The following is a 13011-nucleotide window of genomic DNA, read 5'->3' as shown; positions in this document are numbered from 1 at the left end:
GTGACCCGTGGCACGCCGTCAAGCTCCGCCGGGCTCGCAGACCTCGCTGCGCGAGGCGAATCGCGCGCGCGTCGTCGAGTCGCTGAAGCGTCACGGCCGCCTGACGCAGATCGAGCTCGCCGGCAGCACCGGCCTCTCGCCGGCGACGGTGTCGAACATCGTCAAAGAGCTCACCGCCTCGGGGCTGCTGCACACGTCGTTCACCACCAGCAGCGGCCGTCGCGCGACGCTCGTCTCGCTCGCCCGTAGGCTCGGGCTCGTCGCCGGCGTGCACTACAGCTCGCGGCACCTGCACATCGCCATCGCCGACACGGCTCGAACCATTGTGACGCAGTCCTCGCTGCCGCTGCCGCTCGACCACCGGCACGACTCCGAGCTCGACCGCCTCGCGCTGCTCCTCGGCGACATGATGGAGTCGCTCGGCGGATCGCTCCCCGACCTGCTCGCCGTCGGACTGGCGCTTCCCGCACCCATCGACCCACGCACCGGCATGGTGTCCACCCCGGGTCTGCTGCGCGGGTGGGAGGGCGTCGACGTGGCGGAGTCGCTGTCCGCCCGCATCGGCCGCCCCGTCTACGTCGACAGCGAGGCCAACCTCGGCGGCCTCGCCGAGGCGCGCGAGGGGAACGGCCGTTCGGCGGCATCCACGGTCTTCATCCGCGTCGGGCACACCATCAGCGCGGGTCTGGTGGTCGAGGGCGATCTGTTCCGCGGCGTCAACGGCAAGGCCGGGCAGATCGGGCACGTCACGCTCGACGAGAACGGGCCCATCTGCCGCTGCAGCAACCGCGGCTGCCTCGAGACCTACGCGGGCGGTCCGGCGCTGCTGTCGCTGTTCCCGCCGAGCGAGGGCATGCACCGCCTGGGCGATCTGCTGCAGGCGGCCGAGGCGGGCGACGGGAGCGCACGCCGCGTGATCGCCGACGCCGGCCGGCACATCGGCATCGCTGCCGCGAGCCTGTGCAACCTGTTCGACCCTGAGCTGATCGTCGTCGGCGGCGAGCTCGGCCAGGCCGGCGAGATCCTCATGGCGCCGATGCGGCACTCGCTCGAGCGCACCGCACTGCCGTCGGCCGAGGGACTCCCCGAGATCGTCGGCGCCTCGTTCGGCGAGTGGGCCGAGACCCGCGGCGCCATCGCCATCGCCCTCGACCACGTGACGGTGCTCGAAAGCGGGGCCGGGCTCGACAGCGGAACCGGGCTCGACACCGGGACTGGTACGGCGTCCCTGCCGATCACGGCTTAGGCTCTTCCGATGCTTGTTCCGCGACTGCCCCGGCCGCGACGCCGCCCGGCGCCCGCGCACCGTGGGCTGCGTCGCGCGCTGGCGGCGGCATCCACGATCCTCATCGGCGCGGCCCTGCTGTCGGCGTGCACGGCGACCCCGGGGCCGAAGGGCACGCCCGACGACTCGACCATCGCCCTGCTGCTGCCCGACGCCAAGACCGCGCGCTACGAGACCTTCGACCGGCCGCTGTTCGAGGAGCGCGTCGAAGAGCTCGGCGACTACAAGGTGCTGTACGCCAACGCCGATCAGGACGCCGCGAAGCAGCAGCAGCAGGCGGAGTCCGCGCTGACGGCGGGCGCCGGCGTGCTCGTGCTCGATCCCGTCGATGCCAATGCCGCGGTCAGCATCGTGACGTCGGCGAACTCACGGGGTGTGCCGGTCATCTCGTACGACCGGCTCATCGCCGGCGGCGACCTGGCCTACTACGTGTCGTTCGACAACGAGAAGGTGGGCGTGCTGCAGGCCACCGCGTTCGTCGACGGCGTGCGCGACCGCGGCGAGGGCAGCGGCATCCTCATGGTCAACGGCTCGCCCACCGACAGCAACGCGGCGCTGTTCAAGGACGGCGCGCACAGCATCATCGACGACAGCGGCCTGACCGTGCTCGCGGAGTTCGACACCCCCGGCTGGAACCCCGAGAAGGCGCAGGAGTGGGTGTCGGGCCAGATCGCGCAGCACCGCGACCAGATCGCCGGCGTCTACGCCGCCAACGACGCGACGGCGGGCGGAGCGGTGGCGGCGCTGCGGGTCGCGAACGTCAGCCCGTGGCCGATCGTGACCGGGCAGGATGCCGAGCTGTCGGCGATCCAGCGACTGCTCACCGGCGACCAGTACATGACGGTCTACAAGGCGATCAAGCCGCAGGCGCGCCTGGCGGCCGAGGTCGCCGTCAAGCTGCTGCACGGCGAGACCGTGAGCGCGCCGCTGGAGATCCAGGGCACCCCGTCGACGCTGCTCGACCCTGTGGCCGTCACCGTCGACAACATCATGCAGACCGTCGTCGCGGACGGGTTCTGGACCGTGGACGATATCTGCACGCCGGCCTACGCCGATGCGTGCGAAGCCGCGGGCATCGGATAGGGTCCGGAGGATGTCGATGACGCACCCGCGGGCGGGACGATCGCGCGAACGCGTGCTGACGATGCGCGGCATCGGCAAGCGCTTCGGCGCAGTCAAGGCGCTCACCGACGTCGACTTCTGGGTCAACGAGGGCGAAGTGGTGGCCCTGGTCGGCGACAACGGCGCCGGCAAGTCCACGCTCGTCAAGGTGCTCGCCGGAGTGCATCCGCCCGACGCCGGCACGATCGAGTTCGACGGCGAGCCCGTCGAGATCGACTCGCCCGCCGACGCCCAGGACCTCGGCATCGAGACGATCTTCCAGGACCTCGCACTGTGCGACAACCTCGATGTGGTCGCCAACCTGTGGCTCGGCCGCGAGCTGCGCGACGGTGCCACGCTCGACGAGGTCGACATGGAGCAGCGCACGTGGACGCTGCTGCGCGAGCTCTCGGCCAAGATCCCCTCGGTCCGGGTCCCCGTCGCCTCGCTGTCGGGCGGTCAGCGTCAGACCGTCGCGATCGCTCGTTCGCTCATCGGCGAGCCGCGCGTCGTGATCCTCGACGAGCCGACCGCCGCCCTCGGCGTCGCGCAGACCGCCGAGGTGCTGAACCTCATCGAGAGGCTGCGCGAGCGCGGCCACGGCGTGATCCTCATCAGCCACAACATGGCCGACGTGCTCGCGGTCGCCGATCGCGTGGTCGTGCTGCGCCTCGGTCGCAACAACGGCGTGTACAACGTCGCCGACGTCACGAGCGAGACGCTCATCGCCGCGATCACCGGGGCCGTCGACCACACCGGCGCGCGGTGGACGCCGCCGGCGCCGACGCCCCCGTCCGCGCCCCCGCCGGGCCGCGGACGGCCGGCTGCGACGCCGGAGCCCGCGCCGGCCGAGGAGGCCGCCGCCGACCCGGCGTCCGCGGACGGCGACACCGGCGGAACGGTGATCCGGATGCCGCGCACGGGCTCGCGGCGTCTCCCCCGCGAGGACGGTCCCCGGTGAGCGCGCGCGGCGACGAGCGGCTCGTCGAGCCCAACGCCGACGAACGGCTGCTCAGCGGCAGCGGCATCCGCAGCCTGCTGGAGGCGTTCGTGGCCCGCGTCCGGGGCGGCGACCTCGGCGCCGTGCCGGTGGTGCTCGGCATCATCGTCATCTGGACGGTGTTCCAGGCGCTCAACCCGGTCTTCCTCTCCAGCGAGAACCTCGTCAACCTCACGATGCAGTGCGCGGCGATCGGCACGATCGCCCTCGGCGTGGTGGTGGTGCTGCTGGTCGGCGAGATCGACCTGTCGGTCGGCTCGGTCTCGGGGCTCGCGGCCGCCGTGCTCGCAGTCACCTTCGTGCAGCTGGAGTGGAACCTCGTGCTGTCGCTCGTGGCCGCGCTGGCGATCGGCTGCCTCGTCGGGCTGCTCTACGGCTACCTGTTCACCCGCTTCGGCCTGCCGAGCTTCGTCATCACGCTCGCGGGCCTGCTCGGATTCCTCGGTCTGCAGCTGTGGGTCCTCGGGGAGACGGGATCGATCGCCATCCCGTTCGACTCGTGGATCGTGCAGTTCGCGCAGCAGCTGTTCCTGCCGCCGTGGGCGGCGTACACCCTCGCCGTCGCCACGGTGGGCGTGTACGCCTGGTCGCGCGTGCGACACGCGCAGCGGCGTGCGGCCGCCAATCTCGTGAGCCAGGGCTATGCGTCCATCGCGGTGCGCAGCGGCGCGCTCATGGTGTTCCTCGTCGCGGCGATCTGGTACCTCTCGCTCGATCGCGGCGTCGGCGTCATGTTCCTGTTCTTCCTCGCGCTCGTGGTCGTGATGAACTTCCTCCTGACGCGCACGCGGTGGGGCCGTTCGGTGTACGCCGTCGGCGGGTCGGTCGAGGCCGCGCGTCGCGCCGGGATCCGCGTCGACCGCATCTACCTGTCGGTCTTCGCGCTGTGCTCGACGCTCGCCGCCGCAGGAGGCATCCTGGCCGCCGCGCGTCTGGCCTCGGCCAATCAGAGCTCCGGCACGGGCGACGTCAACCTCAACGCGATCGCCGCGGCCGTCATCGGCGGCACGAGCCTGTTCGGCGGTCGCGGGTCCGCGTTCTCGGCTCTCGTCGGCATCGTCGTGATCCAGTCGATCTCGTCGGGGCTCACGCTCCTCAACCTGGATTCGTCGGTGCAGTTCATGGTCACCGGCGTCGTCCTCGTCCTCGCGGTGATCGTGGACTCCCTGTCACGCCGCACGCGGGCGGCGACGGGACGCGCCTGAACGTCTCGATGGGCGCTGCCTTCACTTGACGAACACGGTGGGGCCCGGCATCCATCACCCCACCCACTTCACTGCGCAGAACTCGCCGAATGGATGCCGCAGCCCGTGCATTCTGCTCGGTAAGCGTTGTCTCTGCGAGACGTCCACGTCGCCGACACGCACGCGGACCTGTGCGTTGCCAAAGCGTTACGTTCAAGACTTGACGATAAGAATCGCAATGATCGATGATCACTTTCAGCGATGAACGCAGGGACGCTCCTGGGTCACCCGCTCGCTTCAATGACGAAAGGCGCAAGATGAAGAAGTCTTCACTCCTGGCTGTGGCCGCCCTCACGGGCGTGGCAGCCATGGCTCTCGCTGGCTGTTCCAGCAGCGGCAACGACGGCAACGGGGGCAGCACCGACGCCGGTGCCGACTCGCAGGGTCGCGCGTGCGTGATCCTGCCCGACGCGGCGTCCTCGCCGCGCTGGGAGAACTTCGACAAGAAGTACCTCCAGGACGGTCTGGAGGCTGCCGGGTTCGAGGCTGACATCCAGAACGCCCAGGGCGACGTCAACAAGTACTCGACGATCGCCGACCAGCAGCTCACCAAGGGCTGCGGCGTGATGCTGCTCGTGGATTACCAGGGCGCTGCCGAGGCCGTCGCCGAGAAGGCCAAGGGCGAAGGGATCCCCGTGATCGCCTACGACCGCCCCTTCACCGGTGCGGACTACTACGTGTCGTTCGACAACGTGAAGGTCGGCGAGCTCGAGGGTCAGACCGTTCTCGACGGCCTCGAGGCCGCCGGCAAGGACCCGGCGACGGCTGTCGTCGTGTACATGGGCGGCGACCCGACCGATGGCAACGCCGCGATGTTCCACGACGGTGCCGCGCAGGTCATGGAGGCCGCGGGCATCAAGCCGGCCGCCGAGCCGACCGGTGTGTGGGACCAGGCCAAGTCGCAGACCAACTTCGAGCAGGCGCTGACCTCGCTCGGCGGCAAGGTCGACGGCGTCTGGGTCGCCAACGACACCAACGCGGCCGGCGTCATCAAGGTCCTGCAGGACAACAACCTGACCGGCGTGGCCGTGTCGGGTCAGGACGCGAACGTCGCGGGCCTGCAGAACATCCTGCTCGGCTGGCAGACCGCCACGGTCTACAAGCCGGTCAAGGACGAGGCGACCGCCGCGGTCGACACCGCCGTGGCCCTGCTGAAGGGCGACAAGCCCTCGGCCACCGCCAAGCTCGACGACGGCACGCCCTACATCCAGGTCACGCCGATCCTCGTCGGCCCTGACAAGGTCAAGGACGTCGTCGCAGCCGGCGACGCGGCGTACGACGACGTCTGCACGCCCGAGGTGCAGGCGGCCTGCGAGCAGTACGGGGTCACCAAGTAAGGTCCCGCTGCACGGCGAGGGCGTCGCGTCGACAGGCGCGGCGCCCTCGTATGCACGAACCCCACAGCACTCCGCAACAATCGCCAGACCCGCAAGGAAGCGAGCATGTCAGACACCATTTCCCCACCCGCGGTGGACGCCCCCGTCGGCGTCGGCGCGGAGCCGATCATCAAACTGGTCGGAGTCAAGAAGTCGTTCGGCCCGGTGAGCGTCCTCAAGGGCGTCGACCTCGTCGTCCGCCCCGGCCGGGTCACCGCTCTCGTCGGCGACAACGGCGCGGGTAAGTCCACCCTCATCAAGGGCCTCGCCGGCGTGCAGCCGTACGACGAGGGAGAGGTGCTCATCGACGGCACCCACCGTGATCTGCACGCGCCGCGGGACGCCGCCGGACTCGGCATCGAAGTCGTCTACCAGGACCTCGCGCTGTGCGACAACCTCGACATCGTCCAGAACATGTTCCTCGGCCGCGAGGAGCTCTCGTTCGGCACGTTCGACGAGGGCCGCATGGAGAAGGAGGCCTCCGACACGCTGCGGTCGCTGTCGGTGCGCACCGTCAAGTCCGTGCGTCAGAAGGTCTCCAGCCTCTCGGGCGGCCAGCGCCAGACCGTCGCGATCGCCCGCGCCGTGCTCAAGAAGGCGCGTGTGGTCATCCTCGACGAGCCGACGGCCGCACTCGGCGTCGCGCAGACCGAACAGGTGCTCAACCTCGTCCAGCGGCTGTCCGAGCAGGGCGTCGCGGTCATCCTCATCAGCCACAACCTCGCCGACGTGTTCGCCGTCGCCGACGACATCGCCGTGCTCTACCTCGGCCAGATGGTCGCGCAGATCCCGACCTCCGAGACCACGCGAGACGACATCGTCGGGTACATCACCGGCACCAAGACCCCGCAGGGTGGCGTCGACATCATCGACACCTCCACCATTCGCACCGAAGGAGGCGCGGAATGACCAGCAGCACGACCCGGACCGAGGCGGCACCCGACCCCGTCTCGAGCGATCTCATCGGAAGCGGCGTCGAGGGCGGGCTCGTCGACCAGCTCTCGGCCTGGTGGCAGCGCGTGCGGGGCGGCGACATGGGCGCCCTCCCCGCGGTCGGCGGCCTCGTCGTGCTCGGCATCCTGTTCTCGATCCTGAGCCCGTACTTCCTCACCGAGCGCAACTTCGCCAACCTCATGAACCAGGCGGCGACGCTCGTCGTGCTCGGCATCGCGCTCGTGTTCGTGCTGCTCCTCGGCGAGATCGACCTGTCGGCCGGTGTCACGGGCGGTGTGGGCATGGCGCTGTTCGTGGTGCTCAACTCGCAGTTCCACGTGCCGTGGCCGCTGGCGCTCCTGATCGGCTTCGGCTTCGGCTTCGCCACCGGCGCGCTCATCGGCTTCTTCGTCGCGCGTGTCGGGATCCCCTCGTTCGTCGTGACGCTCGGTCTGTTCCTCGGGTTCCAGGGGCTCGCGCTCGTCGTCATCGGCGCGGGCGGTCAGTTCCGCCTCGAGGTGCCCGAGCTGATCGCGCTGCAGAACGGCAACCTGCCGGTGTGGGGCGGCTGGGCGATGCTCGTCATCATGCTGCTCATCTCGGGCGGCACCGCGTTCTGGGATCGCTCGCGCCGCTCGCGTGCCGGCGTGCCGAACCGCGCGCTGTCGCTCGTGTTCATCAAGCTCGCGGCCATCGCGGTCGGCGGCGGCATCGTCGTGTACTTCCTCAACCAGAACCGCGGCCAGTCGGTCGTCGAGGTCGCGGGTGTGCCGATCGTCGTGCCGATCGTCCTGACGCTGCTGTGGCTCGGCACCTTCCTGCTCGACCGCACGAAGTTCGGCCGCTACCTGTACGCGATCGGCGGCAACGCCGAGGCCGCCCGCCGATCGGGCGTCAAGGTGCGCTGGATCAAGTGGTGGGCGTTCGTCATCTGCTCGGCCCTGGCCGTGTTCTCGGGTCTGCTGAGCGTCGCGCGCGTCGGCGCGGTCGACGCCACCGTCGGACGCGACATCGTGCTGTCGGGCGTCGCGGCCGCCGTCGTCGGCGGCGTCAGCCTCTTCGGCGGACGCGGCCGGCTCGTCCACGCGGCGATCGGTGCGCTGGTGATCGCGACGATCACCAACGGCCTCGGCCTGCTCAACCTGCCAGCCGGCATCAACCTGCTCGTCACCGGCGGCGTGCTGATCCTCGCGGCGACGGTCGACGCGCTGTCGAGGGTGCGCTCCGGAGGGGTGCGCATGTAGCGCGAGCAACAGACGCGAAGAGCGCCGGGTGGACCGCCTCCACCCGGCGCTCTTCGTCTGCGCGGTCACCGCTGCGCCAGGACCTCTTCGACCCAGGCGGGCACCAGAGCGCCCGCGCGTCCGGCACGCGCGTCGTCGAACGGCACCACGGGATCGCTCGGCTCGAGGTTCAGCTCGACGGTCCGGGCACCGAACGCGGCGGCGAGGGCGACGTATCCCGCCGCCGGGTACACCTCCCCCGAGGTTCCGATCGACACGAACACGTCGCACGCGACGACCGCCTGCTCGATGCGATCGAGGCCGTAGGGCATCTCGCCGAACCAGACGACGTCGGGGCGCAGCATCCGCTCGCCGCACCGCGGGCACCGGGGCCGATCGATCAGGTCGCCCTGCCACTCCGGCCGGGCGTCGCACGCCAGGCAGCGGGCGCGCCGGAGTTCGCCGTGCATGTGGATGAGGTTGCGGCTGCCCGCGCGGTCGTGCAGATCATCGACGTTCTGGGTCACGACGAGCAGCTCGTCGCCGATCGCGCCCTCCAGGCGGGCGAGCGCGCGGTGAGCGGCGTTGGGTGCGACGGATGCCAGGGCCCGGCGTCGTGCGTCGTAGAACGCCAGCACCGCCTCGGGGTCGGCGTCGTAGCCCGCGGGCGTCGCGACGTCCTCGATGCGATGGCCCTCCCACAGCCCGTCGGGCCCCCGGAAGGTGGGCACGCCGCTCTCGGCCGAGATGCCGGCGCCGGTGAGCACGACGATGCGCATGCGCCCAGTCTGGCGCATGCGCATCGTGCGGCCGGAGCTACGCGAACAGCGGGATAGCGCCGACCAGCACGCCGACGGCGAGCATGGCGAGCGACACCACGGTCGCGCGCCACAGCACCTTCTTGTGGTGGTCGCCCAGGTTGACGCTCGCCAGAGACACGAGCAGCAGGATCGCGGGCACGAGCGGGCTCTGCAGGTGCACCGGCTGCCCGGTGATCGATGCGCGGGCCATCTCGACGGGCTCGATGCCGAAGTGCGCGGCGCTCTGCGCCAGCACGGGGAGGATGCCGTAGTAGAAGGCGTCGTTCGACATGAAGAACGTGAACGGGATCGACAGGATGCCGGTGATCACGGCGAGGAACGGCCCCAGTGAGGCCGGGATCACCGACGTGATCCAGGTGGCCATCGCGTCGACCATCCCGGTGCCGTTGAGGACGCCGACCAGCACGCCCGCCGCGAGCACCATCGAGACGACCCCGACGATGCTGGGTGCGTGGGCGACGATCTCGTCGGCCTGGCTCTTCAGCTTGCGGAAGTTGACCATCAGCGCGATCGCCGCGCCGACCATGAACACGTACGCGAGGGGGAACACGTCGAGCACGAGCAGCACCATCACCGCGATCGTCAAGGCGAGGTTGAACCAGATGAGCTTCGGCCGCAGCGTGGCCCGGTTCGGGTCGAGCATCGTGTCGGCCATCGCGGTGTCGTCGCGGTCGAGCACCGCGGTGGCGGCGACGGCCCCGCGGCCGCCTGCGACGGTGACGATGTTGCCGGTGCGCAGGGTGGCGCGCGCGCCGGGCTTCGCGTCGGCCGGGCGGAAGATGCGGGGAGCCGGCGACGCTCCGCCCGCTCCCCCGCCGCTCAGGCGGGCGCTGTCGATCCGGCCGATGCGCTTGCGCTCGCCGAGGCCGAGGAACCAGGCGAAGGTCAGTGCGATCACGAGGCCCGCCGCGAGCGAGGGGAGCATCGGCACGAAGATGTCGGTCGGCTCCAGACCGAGCGCCGTCGCCGCGCGGACGGTCGGCCCGCCCCACGGCACGATGTTGAGCGTGCCGTTGACGAGACCCGCCACGCACGTGAGCACGACGGGGCTCATCCCGAGCCGCAGGTAGATCGGCAGCATCGCGGAGGTCGTGATGATGAACGTCGTCGAACCGTCGCCGTCGAGCGACACGGCGCCCGCGAGGATCGCCGTGCCGAGGACGACCTTCGCGGGGTCGTCGCCGAGCAGGCGCGTGATGACGCGGATCAGCGGGTCGAACAGGCCGACGTCGATCATGATGCCGAAGTACATGATCGCGAACATGAGCAGCGCCGCCGTGGGCGCCATGCTGCCGATGGCGTCGATGATCATGTCGCCGAGGCCCAGTCCGGCGCCCGCGAAGAGCCCGAACGCGGTCGGCACCACGATGAGCGCGACCATGGGGGTGAGGCGCCGCGTCATGATCAGCGCCATGAACACCAGCACCATCGTGAAGCCGAGCGCGACGAGCACTCCTTCCGGTGGCAGGAACGCCGTGTCGTAGCCTTCGGCGTCGTCCGCCGCTTGCAGGATCGGGATGACCGCGTGCATGTGTCGACTCCTTCGTCGTGTCGTGCAATCCCGCGAGGTTAGGCGGAGCGGACCCGGCGGCGCGCGCTAACCCGCATTGCGTCGCGTTCTGCGCGTACCGCGTGTTCTGCGCATTGTGCTCACGATCGACGCGAGGCACAGTGGTCCCATGCGCTTCGCGACCCGCCTGCTGCTCGTCCAGCTGGCCACGGTGACCGCCGTCGTGGCGGTGTGCGTCGCCGTGTTCGGGTGGCTGGGTGTGCGGCAGCTCCGGTCCGAGTCCGAGGCGTCCGCCCTCAACATCGCCCGCACGGTCGCCGAGGACCCCGACGTGCGCGCACTGGTCGCCGGGTACTCTGCAGATCCCGGAACCCCGGATGCCGCCGACCTCCGCGACGGCACGCTGCAGCAGATCGCCACCGCGGTGGCGGCGCGCACCGATGCGCTGTTCGTCGTGATCACCGACGATCACGGCATCCGGCTCGCCCACCCCAACCAGGAGCTGCTGGGTCAGGTCGTCTCGACGCCCTTCGCCGAAGTGCTGAAGGGGCACGAGGTGGTCGACTGGGAGGTGGGCACGCTGGGCGAGTCGGCGCGCGCGAAGGTGCCGATCTTCGGCGCCGACGGTGCGTCCCCGGTTGGTGAGGTGAGCGCCGGATTCGAGCGGGCGAGCGTCTTCGACGATCTGCCCGCGCTCGTGCTCACCATCGCAGTCGCCGCGGGCGGCGCTCTCGCGCTGGCGACCCTGGCGACGCTGCTGCTGCGCCGTCGCTTCGAGCGGCTGACGCTCGGGCTGCAGCCGGAGGAGCTCGTCTCGCTCGTGCAGAACCAGGCCGCGGTGCTCGACGGCGTCGGCGACGGCGTGATCGCGATCGACCCCGACGGTGTCGTGAGGGTCTGCAATCGTGCAGCGGAGCGGATGCTGGCGGTCGACGCGCCGGTCGGCCGCGCCTTCGACGACCTGGGCCTGCCCGACGAGCTGCGGCGCGGCGTCCGCGAGGGCGGGAACGGCGTGGAGGCCGTCGTCGGGGACCGCGTGCTCTATGTCGACACGCGCCCCGTGCGACGTGATGCGCGCGCCCTCGGCCACGTCGTGGTCGTGCGCGACCGTACCGACGTGGAGGCGCTCGCGGGGCGCCTGGAGACGGTGCGCGCGATGACCGACGCCCTCCGGGTCCAGCGGCACGAGTTCGCCAACCGCCTCCACGTCGCCGCGGGTCTGCTCGATGCCGGGCGCGTGGACGACGCCCGCGGGTTCCTCGGCGAGCTGACGGCCCGCGGCGCGGTCGACTTCGCCGTCGACGGCATCGAGCGCGTATCCGACCCGTTCCTGCAGTCGCTCGTGGGCGCGCTGGCCGTGACGGCGCGCGAGCGCGGCGTCACGGTGCGTATAGCGCCCGACACGCTGCTGCTGGGCGAGTTGGCCGAGGCCGAGGACACCGCGGCGATCCTCGGCAACCTCGTCGACAACGCGGTGCGGGCAGCAGTGTCGGCAGGGGGCCCCGCATGGGTCGAGGTCGCGCTGTTCGGAGACGGTGACGACGTGGTGGTGACGGTGACGGATTCGGGGCCGGGGGTGACGCCCGGACGCGATCCGTTCGCTGCCGCCGGAGACCGCCCGCACCCGGATGCGGACAACGCCGCCGACACCGTCCATGGGCACGGGTTCGGACTGCCGCTGTCGCGGGACCTCGCTCGCCGTCATGGCGGCGACGTATGGCTCATCGATCCCGGCGGCGCGGCGCACCGCGCCCCGCGCGGTGCCGTGTTCGCCGCGCGCATCGCCGGCGCGCTGCGCCGGGCAGGCGCTCCGGCGGACGCAGCCGCGTCGGCCGATCCGAAGGAGGACGAATGACCGACCCCATCCGCGTCCTGGTGATCGACGACGACTTCCGTGTCGCGGGTCTGCACCGCGACATCGCCGCGGCGCGGCCGGGCTTCACCGCACTCGACCCGGTGCACTCGCTGGGTGCGGCGCGCCAGGCCATCCGCAGCCATGCGCCGGATCTGCTGCTGGTGGACGTCTTCCTGCCCGACGGCGACGGCGTCGATTTCGTCGCCGGTGCCGCCGTCGACGCGTTCCTGCTGTCGGCGGCGACGGATGCCGCCACCGTGCACCGTGCGCTGCGCGCCGGCGCGCTGGCGTACCTGACGAAGCCCTTCGAGCCGCGCCTGCTCGCGGACCGACTGGATCGCTACGCCCGCATGCGCAACGTGCTCAGCACCGATCGCGCGCTCGGACAGGAGCAGATCGACCGTGCGCTCTCGATCATGCACGGCGGGGCCGAGCCCGCGTCGGTGTCGCGCTCTGCGACCGAGCAGCTCATCCTCGACGGTCTGGGCGACGACGAGGCCTCGGCGGCCGAGATCGCCGACCGCGTGGGGATCTCGCGCGCGACGGCGCAGCGCCACCTCTCCGCACTGGCGACCCGCGGCCAGGTCGAGGTGCGCCTGCGCTACGGCACCACCGGCCGCCCCGAGCACCGCTACCTGGCTGCCCGGCGCTGATGGGCCGGGC

Annotated in this window: 11 protein-coding genes; 9 read left to right on the top strand and 2 right to left on the bottom strand. The window is 71.0% G+C overall.

The window, feature by feature from the left end; all coding sequences use genetic code 11:
- The first annotated feature begins 7 nt into the window (after nucleotides 1-7).
- From FB391_RS08290 to FB391_RS08260, 7 genes are all read left to right on the top strand, one after another.
- The gene (locus FB391_RS08290; protein ID WP_185843005.1) at nucleotides 8-1246 is read left to right on the top strand and encodes an ROK family transcriptional regulator; all 1239 of its coding nucleotides are present in this window, start codon (nucleotides 8-10) and stop codon (nucleotides 1244-1246) included.
- A gap of 9 nt (nucleotides 1247-1255) precedes the next feature.
- Entirely contained in the window at nucleotides 1256-2368 is a 1113-nt protein-coding gene (locus FB391_RS08285; protein WP_141893972.1) for a sugar ABC transporter substrate-binding protein, read from the top strand.
- A 16-nt stretch (nucleotides 2369-2384) separates the two neighbouring features.
- Nucleotides 2385-3347, top strand: a complete 963-nt coding sequence (locus FB391_RS08280; protein WP_141893971.1) for an ATP-binding cassette domain-containing protein — start codon at nucleotides 2385-2387, stop codon at nucleotides 3345-3347.
- The gene (locus tag FB391_RS08275; RefSeq protein ID WP_185843004.1) at nucleotides 3344-4591 is read left to right on the top strand and encodes a sugar ABC transporter permease; all 1248 of its coding nucleotides are present in this window, start codon (nucleotides 3344-3346) and stop codon (nucleotides 4589-4591) included. Before FB391_RS08280 ends, FB391_RS08275 begins: the two co-directional genes overlap by 4 nt.
- 296 nt (nucleotides 4592-4887) lie before the next feature.
- Nucleotides 4888-5967, top strand: a complete 1080-nt coding sequence (locus tag FB391_RS08270; protein WP_141893970.1) for a sugar ABC transporter substrate-binding protein — start codon at nucleotides 4888-4890, stop codon at nucleotides 5965-5967.
- 105 nt (nucleotides 5968-6072) lie between these two features.
- Entirely contained in the window at nucleotides 6073-6915 is an 843-nt protein-coding gene (locus tag FB391_RS08265; RefSeq protein WP_141893969.1) for an ATP-binding cassette domain-containing protein, read from the top strand.
- Nucleotides 6912-8183, top strand: coding sequence for a sugar ABC transporter permease (locus tag FB391_RS08260; RefSeq protein ID WP_141893968.1), 1272 nt, complete (start codon nucleotides 6912-6914; stop codon nucleotides 8181-8183). The genes FB391_RS08265 and FB391_RS08260 overlap by 4 nt, the downstream gene beginning before the upstream one ends.
- A 65-nt stretch (nucleotides 8184-8248) precedes the next feature.
- Here the strand turns inward: FB391_RS08260 and FB391_RS08255 are convergent, their stop codons facing one another.
- Complete coding sequence (locus tag FB391_RS08255) at nucleotides 8249-8941, bottom strand: NAD-dependent deacylase (protein ID WP_141893967.1); 693 nt, start codon at nucleotides 8939-8941, stop codon at nucleotides 8249-8251.
- 37 nt (nucleotides 8942-8978) lie between these two features.
- Nucleotides 8979-10514: a CitMHS family transporter gene (locus tag FB391_RS08250; protein WP_141893966.1), complete on the bottom strand. Its 1536-nt coding sequence runs from the start codon at nucleotides 10512-10514 to the stop codon at nucleotides 8979-8981.
- A gap of 148 nt (nucleotides 10515-10662) precedes the next feature.
- On the opposite strand from FB391_RS08250, the gene FB391_RS08245 reads away from it, so the two are divergent.
- Together FB391_RS08245 and FB391_RS08240 are read left to right on the top strand one after the other, a co-directional pair.
- A complete protein-coding gene (locus FB391_RS08245) occupies nucleotides 10663-12348 on the top strand; it encodes a sensor histidine kinase (RefSeq protein ID WP_141893965.1) in 1686 nt (561 codons plus the stop codon).
- Nucleotides 12345-13001 carry a response regulator gene (locus FB391_RS08240; RefSeq protein WP_141893964.1) on the top strand — a complete coding sequence of 219 codons (657 nt, stop codon included), beginning with the start codon at nucleotides 12345-12347 and terminating at the stop codon, nucleotides 12999-13001. Before FB391_RS08245 ends, FB391_RS08240 begins: the two co-directional genes overlap by 4 nt.
- Nucleotides 13002-13011: the final 10 nt, after the last annotated feature.

Origin of the sequence: Microbacterium kyungheense (genome assembly GCF_006783905.1) — a bacterium.
Classification (GTDB): domain Bacteria; phylum Actinomycetota; class Actinomycetes; order Actinomycetales; family Microbacteriaceae; genus Microbacterium; species Microbacterium kyungheense.
Note: the sequence above shows the minus strand (reverse complement) of the source record. Positions and strands in the feature narration are given on the sequence as shown.